The organism is Filimonas effusa (genome assembly GCF_004118675.1).
GTDB lineage: Bacteria > Bacteroidota > Bacteroidia > Chitinophagales > Chitinophagaceae > Filimonas > Filimonas effusa.
Genome location: NZ_SDHZ01000003.1, coordinates 59,086 through 82,360, shown reverse-complemented (window position 1 = coordinate 82,360; position 23,275 = coordinate 59,086). Strand labels below are relative to the sequence as shown.

Annotated in this window: 20 protein-coding genes and 1 tRNA gene; 7 read left to right on the top strand and 14 right to left on the bottom strand. The window is 46.0% G+C overall.

Annotation, left to right across the window (positions count from 1 at the left end):
* Positions 1 to 71: 71 nt before the first annotated feature.
* The 6 genes from ESB13_RS18235 to upp form a co-directional block, all read right to left on the bottom strand.
* Positions 72 to 2,789: a prolyl oligopeptidase family serine peptidase gene (locus ESB13_RS18235; RefSeq protein ID WP_129005127.1), complete on the bottom strand. Its 2,718-nt coding sequence runs from the start codon at positions 2,787 to 2,789 to the stop codon at positions 72 to 74.
* 823 nt (positions 2,790 to 3,612) lie between these two features.
* On the bottom strand, positions 3,613 to 5,046 hold the full coding sequence (locus ESB13_RS18230) for a murein hydrolase activator EnvC family protein (RefSeq protein WP_129005126.1): 1,434 nt from the start codon (positions 5,044 to 5,046) through the stop codon (positions 3,613 to 3,615).
* Between the two features lie 53 nt (positions 5,047 to 5,099).
* Complete coding sequence (locus tag ESB13_RS18225) at positions 5,100 to 5,927, bottom strand: DUF4292 domain-containing protein (RefSeq protein WP_129005125.1); 828 nt, start codon at positions 5,925 to 5,927, stop codon at positions 5,100 to 5,102.
* Positions 5,928 to 5,934: 7 nt separating this feature from the next.
* Entirely contained in the window at positions 5,935 to 6,378 is a 444-nt protein-coding gene (dut, locus tag ESB13_RS18220) for a dUTP diphosphatase (RefSeq protein WP_129005124.1), read from the bottom strand.
* A 67-nt stretch (positions 6,379 to 6,445) separates the two neighbouring features.
* Complete coding sequence (gene ispF / locus ESB13_RS18215) at positions 6,446 to 6,925, bottom strand: 2-C-methyl-D-erythritol 2,4-cyclodiphosphate synthase (RefSeq protein ID WP_129005123.1); 480 nt, start codon at positions 6,923 to 6,925, stop codon at positions 6,446 to 6,448.
* 52 nt (positions 6,926 to 6,977) lie between these two features.
* Positions 6,978 to 7,631, bottom strand: a complete 654-nt coding sequence (gene upp, locus ESB13_RS18210; RefSeq protein WP_129005122.1) for a uracil phosphoribosyltransferase — start codon at positions 7,629 to 7,631, stop codon at positions 6,978 to 6,980.
* Between the two features lie 155 nt (positions 7,632 to 7,786).
* Between upp and ESB13_RS18205 the strand changes: the two genes are divergently transcribed.
* Positions 7,787 to 8,890, top strand: a complete 1,104-nt coding sequence (locus tag ESB13_RS18205) for an anhydro-N-acetylmuramic acid kinase (protein WP_129005121.1) — start codon at positions 7,787 to 7,789, stop codon at positions 8,888 to 8,890.
* Positions 8,891 to 8,894: 4 nt separating this feature from the next.
* On the opposite strand, the gene ade is transcribed toward ESB13_RS18205, so the two are convergent.
* From ade to ESB13_RS18170, 7 genes are all read right to left on the bottom strand, one after another.
* A complete protein-coding gene (ade, locus tag ESB13_RS18200; protein WP_129005120.1) occupies positions 8,895 to 10,577 on the bottom strand; it encodes an adenine deaminase in 1,683 nt (560 codons plus the stop codon).
* 448 nt (positions 10,578 to 11,025) lie between these two features.
* Positions 11,026 to 11,709 carry a tRNA (guanosine(37)-N1)-methyltransferase TrmD gene (trmD, locus tag ESB13_RS18195; RefSeq protein WP_129005119.1) on the bottom strand — a complete coding sequence of 228 codons (684 nt, stop codon included), beginning with the start codon at positions 11,707 to 11,709 and terminating at the stop codon, positions 11,026 to 11,028.
* Between the two features lie 89 nt (positions 11,710 to 11,798).
* A complete protein-coding gene (locus ESB13_RS18190; RefSeq protein ID WP_129005118.1) occupies positions 11,799 to 12,209 on the bottom strand; it encodes an RNA-binding S4 domain-containing protein in 411 nt (136 codons plus the stop codon).
* Positions 12,210 to 12,303: 94 nt separating this feature from the next.
* Complete coding sequence (locus ESB13_RS18185; RefSeq protein ID WP_129005117.1) at positions 12,304 to 13,665, bottom strand: dipeptidase; 1,362 nt, start codon at positions 13,663 to 13,665, stop codon at positions 12,304 to 12,306.
* A gap of 28 nt (positions 13,666 to 13,693) precedes the next feature.
* Positions 13,694 to 14,704, bottom strand: coding sequence for a cation diffusion facilitator family transporter (locus ESB13_RS18180; RefSeq protein ID WP_129005116.1), 1,011 nt, complete (start codon positions 14,702 to 14,704; stop codon positions 13,694 to 13,696).
* 15 nt (positions 14,705 to 14,719) lie between these two features.
* A complete protein-coding gene (locus ESB13_RS18175) occupies positions 14,720 to 16,177 on the bottom strand; it encodes an LptF/LptG family permease (RefSeq protein ID WP_129005115.1) in 1,458 nt (485 codons plus the stop codon).
* A gap of 13 nt (positions 16,178 to 16,190) precedes the next feature.
* On the bottom strand, positions 16,191 to 16,574 hold the full coding sequence (locus tag ESB13_RS18170; RefSeq protein WP_129005114.1) for an START-like domain-containing protein: 384 nt from the start codon (positions 16,572 to 16,574) through the stop codon (positions 16,191 to 16,193).
* A 257-nt stretch (positions 16,575 to 16,831) separates the two neighbouring features.
* Here ESB13_RS18170 and ESB13_RS18165 point away from each other — a divergent pair, with 257 nt between their 5' ends.
* From ESB13_RS18165 to ESB13_RS18140, 6 genes are all read left to right on the top strand, one after another.
* A complete protein-coding gene (locus ESB13_RS18165; protein WP_220399719.1) occupies positions 16,832 to 17,704 on the top strand; it encodes a sigma-70 family RNA polymerase sigma factor in 873 nt (290 codons plus the stop codon).
* A 93-nt stretch (positions 17,705 to 17,797) separates the two neighbouring features.
* A complete protein-coding gene (gene ffh, locus ESB13_RS18160) occupies positions 17,798 to 19,117 on the top strand; it encodes a signal recognition particle protein (RefSeq protein ID WP_129005113.1) in 1,320 nt (439 codons plus the stop codon).
* Between the two features lie 159 nt (positions 19,118 to 19,276).
* Entirely contained in the window at positions 19,277 to 19,720 is a 444-nt protein-coding gene (gene rpsP / locus ESB13_RS24205; RefSeq protein ID WP_281275057.1) for a 30S ribosomal protein S16, read from the top strand.
* 205 nt (positions 19,721 to 19,925) lie between these two features.
* Positions 19,926 to 20,438, top strand: coding sequence for a ribosome maturation factor RimM (rimM, locus tag ESB13_RS18150; protein ID WP_129005111.1), 513 nt, complete (start codon positions 19,926 to 19,928; stop codon positions 20,436 to 20,438).
* 187 nt (positions 20,439 to 20,625) lie between these two features.
* Complete coding sequence (locus ESB13_RS18145; RefSeq protein WP_129005110.1) at positions 20,626 to 21,393, top strand: TatD family hydrolase; 768 nt, start codon at positions 20,626 to 20,628, stop codon at positions 21,391 to 21,393.
* A gap of 39 nt (positions 21,394 to 21,432) precedes the next feature.
* A tRNA-Ser gene (locus ESB13_RS18140) sits at positions 21,433 to 21,519 on the top strand.
* Between the two features lie 86 nt (positions 21,520 to 21,605).
* Here the strand turns inward: ESB13_RS18140 and ESB13_RS18135 are convergent.
* The gene (locus tag ESB13_RS18135; protein WP_129005109.1) at positions 21,606 to 23,159 is read right to left on the bottom strand and encodes a Fic family protein; all 1,554 of its coding nucleotides are present in this window, start codon (positions 23,157 to 23,159) and stop codon (positions 21,606 to 21,608) included.
* Positions 23,160 to 23,275 lie beyond the last annotated feature (116 nt).

Genomic DNA, 23,275 nt, shown 5'->3' with positions numbered 1-23,275 from the left:
TTTTTTTAAGAGCTGCCGTTGAGTTTAATAGCTTTTTATTTATGTTAGATAGATTTTGGTAATGGAGTCTTTTATTCTTTGATTAGTTTTAAGCCCGTTTCAATACCTTTTAGTTCTCTTGGTACCCCTTTTGTCATCCATTCTGCTGGGGGCTGTCCTTTTAAATAATGCCCAAAAAATTGTTCTAAACGTGTTGTATAGTCTAATACGTCACGTTTAGTTAAAAGGGAGTGATTACCTTCATCATATTGTAACAGCCAAGCGGGGCTTCCTAGGCGCCAAAGAGCAATAAAAAGCTGCACAGATAACTCCCAAGGCACTGCCTCATCCTTCATACAGTGAAACAATAACAATGGAGTTTTAATCTTATCTGCAATATGTAATGGCGAATTTTCTAAATAAAGATCCAAATGTTCCCATATCGTGCCCATTCTTAGTTCAGATGCATAAAATCGGAGGTTACCACATCCTCTTGTAATAAATGAGGAGGTAATTGCATCTGCGCCACCTGCTCCGGACAACGCTGCTGCAAAAACATTAGTATGTGCTACAATATAATCTGTTTGAAAACCGGCTTGGCTATGACCAGCCAAACCAATTTTATTCTCATCTACATAAGATTGTGTTTTAAGCCAATCTGCCGCCGAAGCAACTGCATTAAACGCACCAGGCCCTGAACCGTTTTCCGCTACAAATACATCGGGGGCCATAACTATGTACCCTCGATTGACAAACCAAGGGATATTAATAATATCTGAACATGGTTCCGGTATATCGTAATGATACAGCTTATGACTCAACTCTCGGTAATGGTAGATGATAACTGGGTATTTTTTTTTCGAATCAAAGTTTTCTGGTTTGTACAAAATGCCGTTGCCTCTTTTGCCATCATATTGCTGCCAGTGAACTAACTCAGTTGTGTACCAATTATAATCGCGATGAGGCTGGATGTCAGTTAACCTTCGATAGTGTTTTAAGTCATTTGTTATGAAATAGTTTGGAGCACTATTAGTAGAATTGCACTTAACCAACCATAAGTCAGTGTCTGTTGCTTTCAATGGTGGCATGCCTTTATACATCATATGGTCATTGTCGGGCATAATTCTTTTGCCAAATGCATTAATTATCCATGGCTGCATTGATAAGGAATCAAGGTGGCTATTTTCAGATAAGCACTTGGAATAAAATCCATTATATTTGTTCTCTCCATTGAATGCGGTTAATAGTAATGTGTCTTTACTATTATATAAATTTTCTCCTAGACTACCTTCGTAAGCTAAAGCAAAACGAGTATGATGCTTATATCCATAGCCGTTTGTTATATTTTCAGGCTTTTGATTTCCCGATAAATAAAATTTGAATATATCGAAGCTTCCATAGATCAAAACAGCATTTTCATCTGATAGCCAACCCACTACGTCATTCAGGAAATTTGGCCCAACTAGCTTATCTCCGTTGATTGTTGTGAAAGTTAAGTGGTCTGTTGGGATATATTTCGATAAATTCTTGGTTTCCTTTGTAAGCGTATTGAAGCTGTAATAGTCTAATTTTCCTCCTACAGAATCTCCATAAACAATATATTTCCCATTTGGAGAATAATAATATTGTCGACAACCTGATACAATGTTAAAGCGCGCTTGCGAGCCATCTTTTAAAGAAACTAGCCAGAAATGGCGACCAGCAGCTACTTTTTCTTTCCAATACTGATCTCCAATATAATTAGCAGTAATAACATAATCCCCTACCTTTCTATAGCTAGGCAATAATCTTATTGAATCATTTTCGAGACGGACTAATTTTTCCTCTTGTACGCTTGCTGAAAAAGCATATGTGTCAGGCAAAGGATAAAAGCATGCGTTTTTAGGTTTTAAATCCTTATAATTCCAAATATCCAGTTTGACATAGTCTGTTTCTTTTCTTACAGGTTTTGATTTCTCTACTCTAAAAAAGATATAACGGGCATCATCAGAAAAAAATGGCATTTTGGATGATATAAACTCTCCAATGCTTAAGCCAGCATTTCTCGAATCAGCTTTTTTATGTACTTTATGCGTTAAAGCATCAAACAGCCAGATCGTGCGTCCTGATTTGTTTTGTCGCAATACTTTAGTGAATACAAGCCTTGTACCCGAATTGTCGAAATCAAAGGCCTCTATTTCTTCTTCGGAAGACGCAGCTATTTCATATTGCTGCCCTGTTTGGAGATCAAACCACCTTAGGTTTTTGCCTGTATGTCCTTCTTTTGTCAATAAAATAGCTAAATGTTCCTCTTTTTTATCTAGAGCGTATTTACTAACAGAATCTATCACCATGCTTTTTTCAGGTGTTTGCAGATACTTCACCACCAATTGGCGCCTCGCCCCCTCTAGTTGATAAATCAATAACTCGCCTTTTTTTTTATCAGGAATTAGTATGTTTTTTACATTATCAATTATTTCAACCTCACCCGAAGTTATACTCAGATCTGTTAGCTTATTTTGTGAATAATAAATGAAGTGTTTGCTGTCCTTGGAAAAAAAACATTTAATATCAAGGGGGAATAGATATGTCTTGCCTTTGCCATCTACCGGCTGCAAAATTCTTTGGCCATCAGCCACCCATCTTTTTTTTAACCTATAAGAGAAATATTTTCCATCTGGACTTAGATTTACATCGTCTTGGTAGGCGAGCCCTATTTCAGGCCAGTTAAAGGCAGTTGTAGTATCTATAATCTTTTTTACAGGCTTGAGTTGGCTAAACAGAAGTATTGGCATTAGCAATACTAAGCTTAGGAGACTTTTTTTTTGCATAATAACAAAATAGGTGTAAAGAAATATACAAGCCCCTTAGGGGGACTCTTAAAATAAAACTGTTTACAAGTTGTTTGAGTGTACTTTCTTTTATTTTCCCCCTATTAGCTCCATATCCGATTATTTTTATAGTATCATCGTCATTTCTCAAACGTGGTATTGGATAAGTGAATATAGAGTAATATCGTTCTTTTATGCAGAAATGAGCTATAATGCGTCTATGTATGATCTATGTAATGCTCCTTATTAAAAGGATAAGTTCCCTAAATTGTTTTTTTTTACACGAAATTTATTAGGTTAATTATAGCAGGCGCCTCTAATGGAGGCGAAAGAATATTCATCATTTTTTAAATTACAATATTAGCATGAAGAGGTCGATATTAGCTTTTTCTGTGTTAGCAGTTGTAGGTATGGTTAGCGTAGCTATAGCAAATAGGAAAACAGCTTCGCAAGTTTATTGTGTAGCCGCTATTCCTGGTACAAATATGGCTTTACCTTATGATGGAGTAACTCCTACTGCAGGGCCTTGTACACTTACGTTTTACTTTCGAGAAGAACCTCAACCAGGGGGTACTTTCTATGGGTTGCCTAAAACTAGCCCTATAGGACTGAGCTGCCCAGAGATTGAAGAGTGTCCAGTTCTCAATTTACTGGATCAGTAATGAGTCAGTAAATTGAGAATCTTAAAAGAAAGGCCTCATTAAAAGGAGCAAAGCTTTTGAGAACCTACGAAAAATGGGCCAAATACTCTTTCAAAGAGATTCTGAAATCTATGTTTGTATCGCTTGATCTAGCTATTATATAATGCATGATCGAAAATTACCTAGCGTCTTTTCAGCCAAAATTCCGGGTTGAAAAAGTTCCCTTTTTCGTTAGAAACCATAAATGTAGTTTGTCCATCTCCGTCGCTACCAGCTGACGCCCTTCCCAAAATAGTGCCGGCACGCACCTTCTGACCGCGGCTTACGGATACTCCTGAAAGATTACTATAGGTAGTGAAGTATTTACCATGAATAACAATAACTGCATCTTCTCCTCCCAAATCTACTACAGCAGAAACTTCACCATCAGCCACAGACTTAACTGTAGTTCCTACCGGTGTGGAGATCACTAGCCCATCGCTTACCCCTTTTAACTTCGAATCTGGAATAGTATAGGAGCCAAAATGAATCAGGATAAATCCTTTGTCCACCGGCCAAGGCAAACGGCCTTTATTATTCTCAAAATTGAGCGACATGGTCAGCCCCTCACTTGTAGATTCAAACACACTATAATCCCGGTTACTAGGGCCTGTAGTCACTAATCCTGTATTTGCCGACTCTGATGGACGGGAAGGTGTGGTACTGGCAGGCGGCTGCGCATTAGCATTACCATTGTTAGAAGCTGAAGGCTGGGTAGCAGCTGTACCTTGTTTGGGTTGATTTGCTTTCTCTCGTTCCGCTGCCGCTACAGCAGCAGCTTTGCGCTTACGTTCCTCTTCTTCTCTAGCTTGCTTTTCTCGCAGCATTTTGGCAGCCATCTCCCGGCGCTTTTCCTCCAGTTCGCGTTTAATGGCAGCCTGTAAAGCAGCGCTCAATTTTTTACGTGTTTTCTCCCGTTCCCGGATATCAGCAGCAACTTCAGATTCCCGGCCTTTTAGTTCCTGCACCACCTTATCTTTCTCACGTTTGTCTTCTTCCAGTACCTGTAACTGCTGCCCCTGTGTTTTCAAGGCAGCATTTTTGTCCACTTTACTATTAGTCAGGAATTGAGACTTTTGTTCAAGTACAGAGCGGGTTTTAACGATGTTATCAGCTTGTGTTTCGCGGTATTGACGATAGCTTTTCAGGTAAGCTACCCGCTTAAGTGCATCATTAAAACTGGTGGCGGAAAATATAAAGTTGAGATAATCGTAGTTACTCCGGTTCTTATAAGCGAATACCAGGCTTTGCGCATAATTCATCTTCAACGTATCCAACTCCCGGCGCATGCGGTTCATCTCCAGGGTGGTAAGATAAATATTGTCATCTATCAGCCTTAAGTCCTTATTCAGCGCGCTTACCAGCTCCTCCCGGGCGCGGATCTTCCGCTGCACCAGCTGTAACTGCCCTATAGATTGTTTCTTATTCTTCTTGATCTCGTTGTAGGTATCATTCAAGTCTGCAAGCTCCTTCTGCAGCTCCTGCTGTTTTTTCTGGATTTCATCTTTTGTCTGCTGCGATACCGCCGCTACGGCAATACCTAAGCACAATATGGAAACAAACAGCTTTTTAGTCATTCCAATCCTTTTTATGGGTTCAGCCTAAAATTAACGTTCAAACCAGGCAAAAATTATTTCCGCTTGAAGTTTTTCGGCACATTAAACGGAAAGCTCACCGCTTCATTAAACGTGTATTTCTTAAAGTCAAGTGTTACATCCAGCTTTGAATGTTCTGCCACCGAAATCTTGCGGTAAGTAGAGAAATTAACGCCACCCTCGTTTTTATATTGTCCGAAAGTAATATCGCAGGTCCTGTTGCGGTTTGCATCTACATCATCCAGCTTGCTGTGTAAGATCTTGCTTTGCGCAGGATCCAGCGTTACCAGGTGTTTAAACAAATTGCCAATGATCAGCACCTGTAAGCCATTATCTTTTTTCCTGTAAGAAGTGAGTTTGCCATCAATAAACACCGGGTTGCCAATGATCACATCCTGTAAAGTGTTGAAATCAAACGGCGTTTGGGTCAGTTCTTTCAGGTAATCGATGCTGCTCATTTGCACTGTCTTCTTGATCTTGTTCATCAGCTTCACGCTATCACGTGTTACCAGCAGGCGCACCCCTTCAATATTAAAAGGGCCGGTGAGGGAAATCCATATGGCGCTGTCCTTTTTCATTTGAATAAAGGCATTGGCCTGGTCGCCGCCGTCTTTGTCCTGGTATTCTACTTTTACTTTTGCAGAGAAGCTATTGAAATCAATCAACCCCTTATCCAGGTCCGCTATAATGCCTTTTACAATGGACATAGAGTCTACTGCTTCCGGTTTCACCACTATGCGGGCAGTGGTATCTTTTTTAGCGATCGCATTTTCAACGCGCTGCACCTTTTTAGTAGGGCGGCATCCTGTAACTGCCAGCAGGGCAGCAAAGGCAAGAGCACTAACGTATAAAAAATTCTTCATTCCTGTCTTAAATTTTGCCGGTATGACCAAAACCGCCGCTACCTCTGTTGGTAGTGTCGAGTGTTTCTACGGCAAGCCATTCTACCTGCGCTACCCGCTGAATCACCATCTGGGCAATTCTGTCGCCTGGTAATACTGTTTGTGGTTCATTGGAAAGATTGATGAGTATTACTTTAATCTCCCCCCTGTAGTCTGCATCAATCGTGCCAGGGGTATTGAGGCAGGTAAGCCCCTGTTTGATAGCCAAACCGCTCCTGGGGCGGATTTGCGCCTCATAGCCTTCAGGTAAGGCCATAAACAGCCCGGTAGGCACCAAAGTACGTTCCAAAGGCTGTAAAGTGAATGATTCCGTGATATTAGCCCGCAGGTCCATTCCCGCCGAGCCCGAAGTGGCATAAGCAGGAAGTGCAAATGCCGACTGGTTGATGATGTTAACGCTTAATTTTTCCACTTCGCGAAGATAGAGGATACACAGTAGATGGGGAATGCCAGATGTTAGAAATTACGAAGGATAACGTTTATAATGGAAATAATAATGCGCTGGCGTAGGCTACTACACCCTCTTCGCGGCCCACAAAGCCCAGTTTTTCGGTGGTAGTGGCTTTTATGGAAATATCTTTTATGGTGATGCCGGCGATACCCGCAATTACTTCCTGCATTTGGGCCACATAGGGTTTGATCTTGGGTGCCTGCAGGCATAAGGAAGCATCGATATTACCGATGCGATAGCCCTCTTTGGTAATTAACGCACAGGTTCTTTTGAGCAGTATTTTGCTGTCGATATCTTTAAATTCGGAGGAAGTATCGGGGAAATGCATGCCTATATCTCCCAGGGCTGCAGCTCCCAACAGCGCATCACAGATAGCATGTAACAATACATCAGCATCACTATGTCCCAGCGCTCCTTTGATATGTGGCACTTTCACGCCTCCCAGCCATAGATCACGTCCTTCAACTAACTGGTGAAAATCAACACCCTGTCCTATTCTAATATTCATTACATCAAATTAAAACTGAAAAACCAATTATCTCTTTCTCTCTGCCAGCTTTCTACGATTGCATCTTAGTTCCAAATGCCAGATCGCCTGCATCTCCAAGTCCTGGTACAATATACCCCTTGGCGGTTAGCTCATCATCGACATCTCCACACCAGATCTTAATGTCATCGCCGGCTTCGCGTACAACATATTCAATGCCTAAGGTACAGGCAATGGCTGCTATCACATGAATAGAGGCTGGCTTGCCTTCTGAGCGGATATAGTCGATTGTTTTCACCAACGAGGCGCCTGTAGCGAGCATAGGGTCGCTGATCAGTACAATACGGTCGTCCAGCGAAGGGCAACTCATATAGTCCAGGCTGATCTCGAAACTGCCATCGCGGTGATGTTTGCGGTAGGCGGAAACAAAGGCATTGTCGGCGCGGTCGAAATAGTTGAGCATGCCGTGATGCAGCGGCAGGCCTGCTCTCAGGATGGTGCACAACACCGGCTGTGCTGCCAGCTTTTTGCTGTTATGGGTTCCCAGCGGGGTTTGCACTTCTACTTCTTCCCAGGGCAGCTCCTTGCTTATTTCATAAGCGGCTACCTCACCTATCCGTTCCAGGTTGCGGCGGAAACGCATACGGTCCGTTTGGGTATCAATACATCTTAATTCGCTGACCCAGTTACTAACCAGGCTGTGTTGCTCGCTGAGATTCACTACCATAATGCGCCAAAAATAGACAATAAAGCCTATTTACAGGTTGACTATGATCAACCTTGCCGGAATTCCCTCCTTCCAACCATCGGGTTTCGTTACTTTTGCGCGCTGAATGGTGCGGTCCGGGACCGTATTTTCTTCATCATTATTGAATTAACTATATGGTTTACAGGGCAATTGGCATTATGAGCGGCTCTTCGCTCGACGGATTGGATCTCGTTTTTGCAGAACTCGAAGAAAGCAGGGGTAAATGGTCGTACGAAATTAAAGCGGCGCATTGCTACAGTTATGATGCCGCCTGGGAGCAGCGGCTGCGCCATGCCACCCAGCTGAATGCTTATGAATACATGTTATTACACGCCGATTATGGGCATTATATAGGTAACAAGATCAACGAATTTATAGATACATACCAGCTGCACCATAAGGTACAACTGATCGCCTCTCATGGTCATACCAGCTTTCATGCACCGGCTTTAAAAATGACGGCACAACTGGGAGACGGCGCAGCTATTGCTGCTGTTACAGGTATTAACGTTGTCAGCCACCTGCGTGCTATCGACGTAGCCTTAGGCGGGCAAGGGGCTCCCATTGTTCCTATGGGAGAAAAGCTGTTATTACCACAACACAATTATTTCCTTAACATCGGCGGTATTGCCAATATTTCGGCTAACACCGATAACGGTTATATTGCTTATGACGTATGTGCTGCCAACAGGGTATTGAATATGCTGGCTGCCCTGGAAGGAAAAGCTTTTGATGAAGGAGGCGCTATCGCTGCTTCCGGACAGGTAAACACCGGGTTGCTGGAAAAGCTGAACGCTTTGCCTTATTACCAGCAAACCTATCCCAAGTCTTTGGCAAATGATTTTGGTACAGAAACGATCTTCCCATTGATTCAATCCTATCAATTGTCTGTTGCTGATGCAATGAGCACTTATGCCGAGCATATTGCAATACAAGTGGCAAAGATTTTTGAAGGCGCCATTGGAGATGCCGTCACTACCGATGAAACTGCCTCTATGCTGGTTACAGGTGGTGGTGCTTTCAACACCTACCTGGTACAGCGTTTATCTCATCACCTGGCTCCTTTTCACGTTACCGTTGCCATTCCGGAACCAGAGTTAGTGCAATATAAAGAAGCCCTTATAATGTCACTTTTGGGCGTATTGCGCTGGAGGGAAGAGAATACAGTGCTGCATTCTGTAACCGGCGCAACCCGTAGCAGCATTGGTGGTGCGGTATGGATAGGGCAGGAGGCCTAAAGCTTTATTCGAATTGAAATTTATTTCCATTAAATAATCCCTTGTCACTAAGCTTTAGATGTGGAATCACCAGTAAAGCCATAAAGCTTAATGTCATAAAAGGAGAGGCAAGTGTTGAGCCTGTAGATTTTGCCATCCGGTCTAATGCAGTGTATGTGGCAGCCACTTCATAACCATCGTTGAGGCTCATAAGCCCGGCAACGGGCAGGGGAAGTACGGAACGTTGCCAGCTACCGGCAGCAGTTGGGCTGTCATTGGCGGGAATAACACAGCTAAGCCCTCCCTTTTCGGCAATAACAAGGTTAATGGCTTCGGTTATACTTTCATCACTGCTGCCTACAGCTATGATATTATGGCTGTCATGCGCTACGCTGGAAGCTATAGCACCATTTTGAATACCAAAATTTTTAATCCAGGCAATAGCAGGCGGTGCCTGGTGATAGCGGTTTACAACTACCACCTTCAGTACATCATTTACCAGGTTAGGAATGATCTGGTGATGCTCAACCAATGGCGGTAATTCCAGCCTGTTGGTGATTAGCTGCCCGTCCAGTGCTTCTATAACAGGAATGGTAACCTGTTGCTGGTAACTTACCTGCAGGTCTTCTGGCTGAATAGGGGCGCAGTGGAACTGGTTGATAGCGCTCAGGCCAGGCAGCGATGGTATCAGCGAGGCTGGTCCGTCAGAAACCTGTAAGCCGTTGATATAAGTAGCGAATACCTGGAAATGTGTCAGGTCTTTTACCAAAATGAAATCGGCCGGATCGCCTTCCCTGAGCAGGCCAACCGGCAGGTTATAATGGACCACAGGGTTCACGCAGGCCGCCTGTAATACATGAAAGAGATTGATGTCGTATGCCACGGCCCGGGCGCAGAGCTGGTTGATATGACCGGCCACCAGGCTGTCGGGATGTTTGTCATCGCTACAGAACATAATATCCCCGGGATAATCATGCAGCAGGGGAATAAGCGCTTCAAAATTGCGGGCGGCGCTACCTTCCCGGATGAGGATCATCATGCCATGTTGCAGCTTATCGAGCGCTTCTTCGGCGGTAAAACACTCGTGGTCGGTGCTGATGCCGGTGGCGATATAATGGGCGGCTTCTTCACCGCGTAAACCCGGGGCATGGCCATCAACAGGTTTGCCCGCAGCCTGGGCAGCGGCAATTTTTTTCATTACCTCGGGATCACCGTTAAGGACACCCGGGAAATTCATCATTTCACTGAGATACCTGATATCGTTGAGCGCCAGCAAGGCTGCTACATCATCGCTATTTAAAGCAGCACCAGCCGTTTCAAAGCTGGTGGCAGGAACGCAACTGGGCGCTCCAAAGTTGAACTTGAAAGGTACTTGTTTGCCATTTTCAATCATATAATGAACCCCTGGCAGCCCACATACATTGGCTATCTCATGGGGATCGCTAACGGTTGCTACCGTGCCGTGAACAACCGCCAGGCGGGCAAATTCTGATGGCACCAGCAGAGAGCTTTCTATATGTACATGGCTATCGGTAAAACCCGGCATGATATAAGGAATTTCAGCGCCCGGATATTGTTGCTGTAATTGTTCTGTTGAAATACGCGTGATAGAACTGATCTTCCCATTCTCAAAACTAATGGTAGCAGGATAGATCTGTTGCTGCCATACGTCTACCAGCTGTCCGCTGATGTTTGTTGTGTTTGCCATGAGTAAAAGTACCAATAGATGGCAGACGACAGGCGATGGCGTATAGATTTTTATAGCGGGAAAGAAGATAGATGATGGAAGGGATGGGTAAAGGGCAAAAAATAAGCGCAATAACGGGCTGAATCCATTACTACGCTTTTATTCGGGATAAACCCGGCTGAGATGAGGATATTGGTTGTTAGCTCGGTACAAAACCCACTTTTGTGGGCTTTGTACAGCTAATTTCTTGCTTTTCTAAGGGGATGAGGCCTTAGAAAGTCTTTCTGATATTGGATTGGAAAACGGGGAAAACCTGTATCAAAAATAACCTGAATACTTAAATCTTGTTAGCGCAATCCGTCAGAAGAATAGCCCAATCGGACATAATCCACCGGATGGGAGTATATTAATGTAATTACGCCGACTTACAAATGGAAGTATTTGTCGCTTAAATTGGTTGCAGGGTTATTTATTCTTGTCCCTCAAGCAAATCAGGACGGCGCTGGCGTGTACGTTCAAGCGATTGTTCAAAACGCCACTCTTCAACCTTTTTGGGATCACCGGACAGTAATACCGGTGGAACCTGCTGTCCGCGGAAATCAGCGGGGCGGGTGTATACAGGAGGGGCCAGAAGATTATCCTGGAAAGAATCGAACAGGGCAGAGGTTTCATCATTTAAAACACCCGGCAACAGGCGGCCAATGGCGTCTATCACTACTGCTGCGGCTAATTCGCCGCCGCTGAGCACAAAATCTCCGATTGAAACCTCCCGGGTGACATACATATCCCGGATGCGCTGGTCAATGCCTTTATAATGCCCGCAGATGATCAGCAGGTTTTCTTTCATCGAAAGTTCATTGGCAGCCGATTGGTTAAAAGTGCTGCCATCCGGTGTCATATAAATGATCTCGTCGTAAGGTTGCTCTTTTTGCAGTGATTCTATCGCATTTGCCAATGGTTCGCACATCATCACCATTCCGGCGCCACCGCCATACTGGTAGTCATCTACCTGTCCATAGCTGTTCACAGCCCATTCACGCAGGTGAAATGTACGCACGGTTAAAAGCCCTTTGTCCTGGGCGCGTTTCATAATGCTATGCGATAAGGGGCTTTCAAGTAACTCAGGAACTACGGTGATGATATCAATCTTCATCCCGCAAAGATACTATTACTGGGCTGTCAGCCCCAGCTTGTCATCAATTCCTTTTAATGGTCATTTGCAGCAGTCGAGAGGCGGGACAGTTATTCCTGTTCTGCGCCATCAGGCGCATCAATATCCATGAACCCGTCGAGATCACGCCTTTCCCGTTTGGTGGGCCGCCCGATCTTACTTTGTCTTTTCCCGGTATTAAAGGCAGCAGCCTGCGATTTTACTGCATCCAGATCTTCCGGAGGGGTAAGATCGGTATAGAAATTAACAGCCTCGGAATATTGTACCCGGTGGTCCAGCAACCCTGTCACTTTTACCACCCATTTCCGGGCCTCGGCACGTATCTCGTATTCATCGCCAATACTCACCACCCTGGAGGCCTTTACAGGCGTTCCCTGCACCTTCACACGGCCCCTGGAACAGGCATCTGCAGCCTGGCTCCGGGTCTTGAAAACACGGATACTCCACAGGTATTTATCGATACGTAATTTTTCCTTTTCCATACACTAACTGAGTTAAAGAAGGAGTGCTAAAGTTAAAAAGCCGGGAGCAGAAGTCAAGGATCAACTTCCACTCCCGGCCCTTCCGGTTCAATCCTTACTCCCCGTAAAACTTGTGGAAATAAGGTATCGTCTCAATTCCTTTATAATAATTCGCCAGATCGAATTTCTCATTCGGGCTATGCAGGTTATCGCTGTCTAATCCAAAACCAAGAAATACGGTTTTGCAATCCAGGATGCTTTCAAACAACGCCGTAATAGGAATACTGCCGCCGCCACGAACCGGGATCGGTGTTTTGCCGAAAGTAGCCTCGATAGCTTTCTCAGCTGCTTTGTATTCCTTGCTGTCTACAGGGGTGAGATATGGATTACCGCCATGGTGTGGGGTAGCCTTCACCTCTATATACGCAGGAGCGATCTTCTTCAGGTGGTTCAGCACCAGCTCAGTGATCACCTCGCTTTTCTGGTTGGGAACCAGGCGGCAGCTGATCTTCGCAAATGCCTTGGAAGGTAACACGGTTTTAGCGCCTTCGCCGGTATAACCGCCCCAGATCCCGTTCACCTCAAGTGTTGGACGGATCCCGGTGCGTTCGTTAGAGGTAAATCCTTTTTCACCCCATAATGCTTTTACGCCAAGGTCTTTTTTGTATTCTTCCTCATCGAAAGGCGCCTTTGCTAAAGCAGCACGCTCTTCCGCAGGCACTTCAAGCACATCATCATAAAACCCCGGGATGGTAATATGATTGTTTTGATCGTGCATGCTGGCAATCAGCTGCGCGAGTATCGTGATGGGGTTGGCCACCGCACCACCATAAACACCACTGTGCAGATCGCGGTTAGGGCCGGTTACTTCTACTTCAATATAGGTGAGGCCGCGTACCCCTACATCGATGCTGGGGGTATCGAGACTGAGCATAGACGTATCGCTGATAAGTACCACATCGGCTTTCAGCAGGTCTTTATGCGACGCCAGGAAGTCTTCGAGGTTGCGGGAGCCGATCTCTTCTTCTCCTTCGATCAGGAATTTGATGTTCACGGGCTGGCTGCCGGTAGCAGTCATGGTTTCAAATGCCTTAACGTGCATATAAAACTGGCCTTTATCGTCACAGGCGCCGCGGGCGAAGATCTTGCCATCTTTGATAACGGGTTCAAAAGGACCGCTATGCCAGAGCTCCAGCGGATCGGCAGGCTGCACATCGTAGTGACCATATACCAATACCGTAGGTTTGGCAGGGTCGATGATCTTTTCACCATACACAACCGGGTGGCCGGGGGTAGGATAAATTTCAACGGTGGTAGCGCCGGCTTCCTGCAGTCTTTGTTTTACCAGGGCGGCACATTTCGCCATATCATCTTTATGCTCGCTTCTGGCGCTTACACTGGGTATACGCAGCAACTCGAGCAACTCGCTTAAAAAACGGTCTTTATGCTTTTCCTGGTATTCTTTCCAAGCTTGCATGTCTTATCATTTAGTTGATCTGTAAATGTTATTGGCGGAGCGAAGATAAGTTTTCCGGGTCATTATGCTTCCGGTTCGAAAGTATGTTTTGCAGTGTCCACTCCATCCGCCGCTCAAATACATGCTGCCTTCTCAGGCAATCCTGCTTAATGCAAATGGGACATCCGAAGGGCAAACAGCCATCGGTATGCACGAACATTTCAATGGCGTCGCCAAACTCGCGGCGGATAAGATCCTGCAATGCATCCACCTCTTTATGCGCTTCGTGGATGTTCAGGAACCAGGGCAGGGTAAGATGGCAATCTACGTGCAACAGCGCGCCATATTTGATCACCCGCAGGTTATGCAGGTCAACCCAGTTATCGCGGCGGTGGGCATTGAGTAAAGCCACCATCTTTTCAAGTAATTCGGTATCGGCCTCATCCATGATGCCTGCCAGTGAGCGGCGTAAGATCTTGTAGCCATTATAGATGATGAAAAAGCCCATGGCTATCGCCAGCACTTTATCGAGCCAATAGCGTTTCGTGAGCAGCATCAGCAGCAGGCCAACGATCACCGCGGCAGTGGAATAGGTATCTACCTGCAAATGTTTACCTGCCGATTGTAAGGCCAGTGACTGATTTTGTTTGCCGATACGGAGGCAAAATGCGCCTGCGATATAGTTGATGACAGCAGTGAGGGAAACCAGGAGCAGGCCATAATCCAGCTGTTGTAAAGGCTTTTTTTCAATGAAGTTGAGAACGGTTTCGTACAGCACCATTAGTCCTGCCGCTATGATGAGGGTGCCTTCTGCGGCTGCCGATACAAACTCGGCCTTTCCATGACCGTAAGGATGATCCGTATCCCGTGGCTTGGCCGCCACATAAAGACTATACAGGCCAATGAACCCGGCCATAATATTCACAATGCTTTCCAGTGCATCGGTTAAAATAGCCAGTGAATGCGTGAGATACCAGGCAATGATCTTGGCAATGAATAACACGATGGAAAGCACGGTAATACCCTGCTGAACTTTCAGATTTTGTTTTGCCTGTTCCACGTCGTCACTGTTTTATTAAACGTCTCCTGCTACACGCTCTTTCTTCTTCCTCCGTTTCTCGATAAAAGCCCGCACATGCTTGAAAGTACGATAGTAAAACTCCTTGTTAAACAGCTGCGAGTCGCTCATAGCCTTTATCGTCAGGAAAACGCCTATGGGAATAAGCACAAAGGTACTCAACCACATGCCGCCACCGGGACTGGTAACGCCTTCTTTAGCGAATTTTTCACCTACGGTGTTGAGGATATAGAAAATAACAAAGAAGATGATAGCAAAGATCAAAGGAGACCCAAGGCCGCCCTTGCGGATGATAGACCCCAGCGGGGCGCCGATCATGAATAATACAAGGCAGCCTGCCGATAAGGTGAACTTACGGTTCCATTCTATCCAGTGCTTGCGGATAAGCTGCTGGCGGGAGTCGTAATCTGCCGCTACCTGGTCTATATTGCTGCGGATATTGTTGACCTGGTTAAGCGCCCTTTCGTTGATGATACGGCGGACAGAATCGGTCATCAATGAATCGTATGCAACGGCTTTTTTAGGAGGCGGGGCTTTGAATTTGGTCCAGTTACTATCCGCCATGCGAACGAAACTCAGATAAGACGCCATCTCGCGCCTGCTGCGGTCGTAAAAGATCCGGGTAGATCTGTTGAGTGAGTCGATCGCATGGTTCAGCTGGCGTACGCTCAGCATTTTGGCATCGTATTTAAAAAGGGTATCCTCGGTTCTGCTCATTGCAAAACTGCTGAGGTCCATTACCTTTTTATAGTCTTTGAAACCCAGCCGGATCATTTCGGTATTGGTAGTATAACGGGGCCCGTTTTCTTCGTAGCGCCAGCCGTTATGCAAGATGAACTCAAGAAAACGTTTGTCGGGCGTAACACGCATGATGCCGCTTTCGGCTACCAGTATCTTATCCTGCAGGCGGTAATCTTTTTCATAGATCACCACGTTGCGGATGGTGGAATCGTCTTTTTCCTTTTTACCTATTTTAATAACGAAACCTTCGATCTTGCTATAGAAAACCCCTTCCTTGATATCGAATGCCGGTTTGGTAACGATGATATCGTATTTGAGGGCGTTAAGCTTGAGGTTGATGACAGGAGTGATATTATTCGCAAACAGGAAGGCGACGCCGCTCAGGAGCACCGCCGTAATGAACAGCGGGCGCATAAAACGGGTAAGCGGGATGCCCGATGATTTAATCGCTACCAGCTCAAAACTCTCGCCGAGGTTGCCGAAGGTCATGATCGACGAAAGCAAAAGTGCCAGCGGGAGGGCCATAGACACGTTAAAGGCGGCAACGTAACCAATAAGTTTGAAGATGGTAAGGATATCGAGGCCCTTACCTACGAGGTCATCGATATAAAGCCAGAAAAACTGCATCACCAGCACGAAGAGGGAGATGAGGAAGGTGGCAAAAAAAGGCCCTATGAAGGCCTTCAGAATCAGTTTATCTAGTTTTTTAATCAAGCTGTGTTGTTTACTAGTTGCCTAACCGGTGAAAGAGGTCTTTTACCTGGTATTCCCACAATTGACTTTGATCTTTGATATCGCCTTTTTCTGCAAAATCTTTGATCACGAGGATCGTTTGGTTGGTGATCTCGGCTTTTTCTATTCTGAATTCAAAATACTCGTCTTTGCCGGTATGCAGCCAGTGATAGCGAATATATTTATCTTGTTCCGATTCCAGCATTTCTGCTTTATCAGGCACGCCGCCACTCCACGAAAAGCTGAACACTCCATCGCGTTCGTCTACCTTATCAGCAAACCACTCCTGTAATCCCGCCGGTGTGGAAAGGAATTCATATAATATGCTGGGGGAACACCGTACGGGATACTCCAACGTATACATCTGTTTTTTACTCATTACGCTTCTTTTAGTCTTCAACATTCAAGGGCTGCAATAATATCAAATATTTGAGTGCCTCAAAATAATTTTTCAGTTTATGGGGGCTTAAAAGGCGTATTCGGAGATATGCACGGATACTAATTCTGTAAAAGCCTGTTTTACAGCGTATTATAACGAAAAGTTTTTTGGTGAAATTCAAAAAAAAAGTTAAATTGCTTTCAATCAGCATTCTTCCCCTGCGTTTATTAACTCTTATGTAAAAAACTGCTACGGATATGAGTATGCGCCAACTAAAGATCACGAAGTCGATAACCAATCGTGAATCACAGAGCCTGGAAAAATACCTGCAGGAAATAGGTAAAGTAGAACTTATTTCACCTGAGGAAGAAGTGCAATTAGCCCTTGCTATCAAGCAGGGATGCCAGCGTTCGCTGGACCGCCTCGTACGCGCAAATCTCCGCTTTGTAGTATCTGTAGCCAAACAATATCAAAGCCAGGGATTATCATTACCCGATCTCATCAATGAAGGCAACCTCGGTCTTATAAAAGCAGCCCTGCGTTTCGATGAAACCCGTGGTTTCAAATTCATTTCTTACGCCGTATGGTGGATCCGCCAGAGTATTCTGCAGGCGCTTGCAGAGCAAAGCCGTATTGTTCGCCTCCCGCTGAACAAAGTAGGCCTTACCAACCGTATCAATAAAGCCTACCAGCTCCTCGAGCAGGAGTTTGAACGCGAGCCCACCCAGGAAGAACTTGCCGAACTGCTGGAACTGTCGCTCGAAGAAGTGGCCGCCACCATGAACATGGCCGGCCGCCACGTGAGCATGGATTCCCCGCTGGGAGAAGGTGAAGAGATCACCCTGGTAGACGTGCTCGAAAACCATAACGCCAGCAGGACCGATGAAAAGCTCGAATACCACGAATCCCTCCATCGCGAAATAGAACGCTCCCTGCGTTCCCTTACCGAAAGACAAAAAGAAGTGATCTGCTATTTCTTCGGCATAGGCGTAGACCATGCCCTGAGCCTCGAAGACATAGGCCTCCGTTTCAACCTCACCCGCGAAAGGGTAAGGCAAATAAAAGACAGCGCCATCACCCGCCTTAAAACCGCGAACAGGTGTAAGCAGCTGAGAGTGTACCTCGGATAATAAAAAGCCGCCCGTCCCACAATTCTACCCTCCGTCGTCCACCATCTACCAGCTATTTGTCTATCTTTGCACCCTTAAAAACCTGTCGTAACAATGTTTCAGAACCTGTCAGAGAGACTGGAGAGTGCTTTTAAAAACCTGAAAGGGGAAGCCCGTATTTCCGAGCTTAATATTGCCAACACTGTTAAGGATATCCGCCGCGCGTTGATCGACGCCGACGTTAACTATAAGATAGCCAAGGAGTTCACCGATAAAGTAAAGGAGAAAGCCCTGGGCGAAAAGGTGCTGAATGCCATCAGCCCCGGACAACTCATGGTAAAGATCGTCCAGGACGAACTGGCCGAACTCATGGGTGGTAAAGAAGCCGAATTCAACATTACCGGAAATCCCGCTATCATCCTGATCGCAGGTTTACAGGGTAGTGGTAAAACCACCTTCACCGGCAAACTGGCCAACTACCTCAAAACAAAAAAAGGTAAATCTCCGCTGGTAGTGGCTGCGGATATCTACCGCCCTGCCGCGATCGACCAGCTGACCGTACTGGCCGAACAGATAGGAGTGGACATCTACGCCGAACGCGAGAACAAAGACGCCGTTGCCATCGCACAAAACGCGATCAAACGCGCCAAAGAAACCAATAAGAACGTTATTATAATAGATACTGCCGGTCGCCTGGCGGTAGATGAGGTGATGATGACCGAGGTGGCCAACATCAAAAAGGCCGTCAATCCTTCCGAGATCCTGTTCGTTGTTGATTCCATGACCGGTCAGGATGCCGTGAATACCGCGAAAGCGTTCAACGACCGCCTCGATTTCAACGGTGTGGTCTTAACCAAGCTGGATGGCGATACCCGTGGCGGTGCCGCCCTTTCTATCCAGTACACCGTGAACAAACCCATCAAATTCACCAGCAGTGGTGAAAAAATGGATACCCTCGACGTCTTCTATCCCGATAGGATGGCGCAGCGTATCCTGGGCATGGGTGATATCACCTCCCTCGTAGAAAAAGCGCAGGAGCAATACGACGAAGAACAGGCCCGCAAACTGGAAAAGAAGATCCGCAAAAACCAGTTCGACTTCCAGGATTTCCTCGATCAGCTGCAGCAGATCAAGAAAATGGGTAACCTGAAAGACCTGATGGGCATGATCCCCGGCGTGGGCAAAGCCATCAAGGACGTGGATATCAGCGACGACGCCTTCAAAGGAATAGAGGCCATGATCAATTCAATGACCCCCTTCGAACGTGCCAACCCCGATGAGATCAACCCCTCCCGCCGTCAGCGTATCGCGAAAGGCGCCGGCAAAGAAATGGCCGACGTAAACGCCTTCATGAAGCAATTCGACCAGATGCGCCAGATGATGAAAATGATGAACAAAATGCCGATGGGCAAAATGCCCGGCATGAGAAGATAATATCTATCTCCCTGTTACACAGGACGGGAGAAAAATTAATATCCAAAATGGTAGACTAACTTGGATAATATTGGGCAAACCCTTAGTTTTGCCGTCCGAATAAAAATCGTTAACCTAATTTGTTTAGCCTTTAAATGTCTATTTAACATGGCAGTAAAAATGAGATTACAAAGACACGGGAGTAAAAAAAGGCCTTTTTACTTTATAGTTGTGGCTGATGCCCGTGCACCTAGGGATGGTAAATTCATCCAAAAGATCGGTACTTACAACCCGCTGACTGTACCCGCTTCTATCAGTTTAGACCGTCAGAAAGCATTGGAATGGTTGCACAAAGGTGCTCAACCTACCGATACAGTACGCAGGATCCTTTCCTTCAAAGGTGTATTGTACCTGAAGCACCTGTTAAGAGGTGTTAAACTGGGATTGTTTGATGAAGCTACCGCAATGACTAAATTTGCGAAGTGGCACGAAGAACATGAAGCAAAACTGAAGCAGCGCAATGAAGAGCATAAGAGGTCTTCTCAGCGTAACAGGCGTTCTGGCCCTCCTGTAAGAAGGGTACAAAGAAACGACCAGCCTGCTGAAGGTCCTGCAGAAGCTTAATCGTATCAATAGTTCCCTTGTAAAGGTCCCAGGCACCCAGTGTTTGGGACTTTTATTTTTACCCTATGCCCTATACCGCCACCGCCCTTTCCCGGCACAGGCCACCCTGGTAACCTTCTGTTGGTTACCACATCCCACGGGCACGCATGAAACAGGAAGAAGCCTGGCGCATGAAACAGTTCGCCGGCATTAAACAAGATAGTACATGGATTACATTCATATAGGAAAAATAGCCGCCAGCTTCGGCCTCAAAGGCGAAGTCATCCTGGTGCACCCCCTGAACAAAAAACTCTCTTTCAAAGGTGTGGAAGCCGTTTTCATTGAACAGCAGAAAGGCGACCGCCTCCCTTACTTCATAGAAGCCGCCCGCCCAAAGGATACAAATGAGGTATACCTGAAACTGGAAGGTATCGACACCCCCGAAGCAGCGCAACGTATCATCAGGAAGAACCTCTGGCTTGCAGACGCCGATTTCCGGTCTATGGCCGGCACAAAATCCCCGCTGAGCTTACTGGGTTACCAGTTGATCAACGAAGGTGAACCTTTAGGCCCCGTGGAAGAAGTGATAGAACAGCCGCACCAGGTGCTCCTGCGTATCACTTATCGCAACAATGAGGCGCTGATACCCTTACACAAGGAGACGCTTAAAAACATAGACCGCGAAGCCAAAGAAGTACACGTAGTGTTGCCCGAAGGCCTGCTGGAGATTTATGAATAAAGAGAGGACTGATGAAGAACCGGGTGAGAAGGGATACCCCCTAAAAAAATGGAGGCCGAGGTAAACACCTCAGCCCGTTTTTAATCCGTACCCTATGAAAACTGGATCAAATATAGACCTTGGTTGAATCGCGTCAAAATATTTTTTTAAAATAACCCGTTTTTGGGATAAAAAGTTTTTTAGACATATGCATCTGATAGATACACACTGTCATTTATATGACGAGGATTTTAAACATGACAGGCCGGAAATGATAGGAAGAGCCCAAAAAGCCGGCGTCCAAAGATTCTACCTCCCCGGAATCGACAGCACAGCCATAGAACCGATGCTGGAACTGGAAAAAGCCTATCCCGGCGTTTGTATCGCCATGATGGGCCTCCATCCCTGTTATGTAAAGGAAAACTACGAAACCGAACTTGCCATCGTAAAAGAGTGGCTCAGCAAACGCCCCTTCGCCGCCATAGGCGAAATAGGCCTCGATTTCTACTGGGACAAAACCTTCACCCAGCAACAGCACGACGCATTCGACAGGCAGATGCAATGGGCCCTCGATCTAAACCTGCCCATCGTCATCCACACCCGTAATGCCATGCAGGAAACCATCAATGCCGTAAAGCCCTTTGCCGCAAAAGGCTTAAAAGGCATTTTCCATTGCTTTGGCGGCAGCTATGAAAGCGCCACCCAGATAATCGACATGGGCTTCCTCCTGGGCATAGGCGGCGTTCTCACCTACAAAAATGCCGGCCTCCCGGAAGTATTGGCGAAAATAGACCTCGCACACATCGTGCTTGAAACGGATGCGCCATACTTGCCGCCGGTACCTTTCAGGGGTAAAAGGAATGAGAGCGCTTACCTCATTCCTATCGTTGAAAAGCTGGGCGATATCAAGCAAATGGCAGCCGAAAAAGTTGCAGAGATCACCTCTGAAAATGCCTTAAAAATATTTCGTGTTTAATCGCCGCGAAATTGTATTTTTGCGACCCAACAAAAAAACGGAGACGTGTCCGAGTGGTTGAAGGAGCACGCCTGGAAAGTGTGTATACGGGAAACTGTATCGCGAGTTCGAATCTCGCCGTCTCCGCTGAAAGAAAAGCCTGCAAACTGTTTGCGGGCTTTTTTATACCCGCTGCGATCTCATCTCCCTGCCATATTTGTTAGAATAGGTTCTCAGGTTGGTAATGTTGCTACCGTTTTACCTTCTATTCTCTGTTGAACTAGCGAGCCTACGAATCTTGCGAACGGCTCTATGTTTTGTTGTACACTTGCACTTTCCAGTGCCTGCATATAGTCGCTGCGTCGTTCTACCGGGATAACTGTCCAGGGATAACCACCGGAGGCTAACATGGTATTCATCAAATAGCGCCCTATCCGGCCGTTGCCGTCCATGTAAGGATGGATGAACACAAATAGAAAATGCCCCAATACTGCTCTTACCGAGGCCTCTTTTTCTTCTGTCAGCAATTCAAACAACACTGGCATCGCGTCGCGCATGGAATCCACTTCAAGAGGTACATGCTTGGAATTGCTGATGAAGACCTGTTGATTACGATAACCTGCCAGGTCTGACGCTTTCACAATGCCGGCTGCCACACCTGGATCGAATAATTCCCGGTACCATTTTACGTGATCATTGTTTACCTGTTCTCCCGCGTTGGCGCCTTTCAGGATACCCTTTATGGACTGCTTTACCTGTAAGAAAGCTTGGTAATAGCCACGTGCCGCCATGGCATCCTTTTGTTTGCGGTCTTCCTCGTTTTCTCCGACACCCCACTCACCGGAACTGACCCGTTCGATCAATTCGGGAGAGACCCGGTAACGTTCAATAGAGAGGGAATGATAAGCATCTGTAACGTATATGTCATCAACCTCTTTTAGATAATCTTCCTGGTTGGCAGGCAACCCCGGAGCGGCCGGGAAATGAGCGATGACCGTTTCACGCATCTGCATCCACATCAGGCGCATACGGTTCGCATACGGGGAACGCTCACGCTGTAAAAGTTTAATGTCCAGCTTCGTTTCAAAAGGATCTTCTTCGCGTATGTTGTAATCGGCCTGTTTAAATGTTTCTATTATCTGATCTGCAATTCTGTCGCGTTGTATGTTCCTGAAAGCGCCTGCCAGCCTGCCAGCTAATGTTGTATGGCCATTGTCGAGCAAAATCTGCAAAACCTCCGATGCATCACGTATCATGGATAAGGCTGTGCGGGCATCGATGGCACTATGCGTAAATATCGTAGGAGCGCTGTAAATGAGGGAAGCGGGTAGATTATAAAGGCGCATATTCCGCACAATTACAGTTTGATTGTCGGGCGGAGGAGCTGTTTTAAGGCTAAAAAGTGAGGTTTCATGCGGCAATGGAGTTACCCTGTTATTGCCGTCTGGTGTGCGGACGAGCAATTGTTTGGGAACCGCCCAGTTGCCCGCATGTATCAAGAGTGATTGTTCAGCCGACAAGCACCAGTTTTCCCCGAATCTATAGCGCAGGTAAGGGATGAGAAATTCCCAGTAGGAGCTATACCAGGCGGTAGTTTCCCCTTCTTTGTCTTTCGGGTTGGTGGCAATATACCACCCCCTGGTTACTTCACTTAGAAAGCCATATTTAGTAAGTCGGATGCGGTGCATTGGGGGAAGATCATTGGTATGAATTCCAATAACACCGTTGTCCTGGAGGTTTTTTAGCGTTTGCAGCGCTTCTGCGAACTTTTCGTTGGGTGTAGCCATAACGTCAATATTTACAGCTGAGTCACTAATATGGGTTAATCAGTCAATTACTGATTATACTTGCACTCCAATTAGTAATTGTAATTGTGTTTGAATTAGTAATTACATTTGTGCTC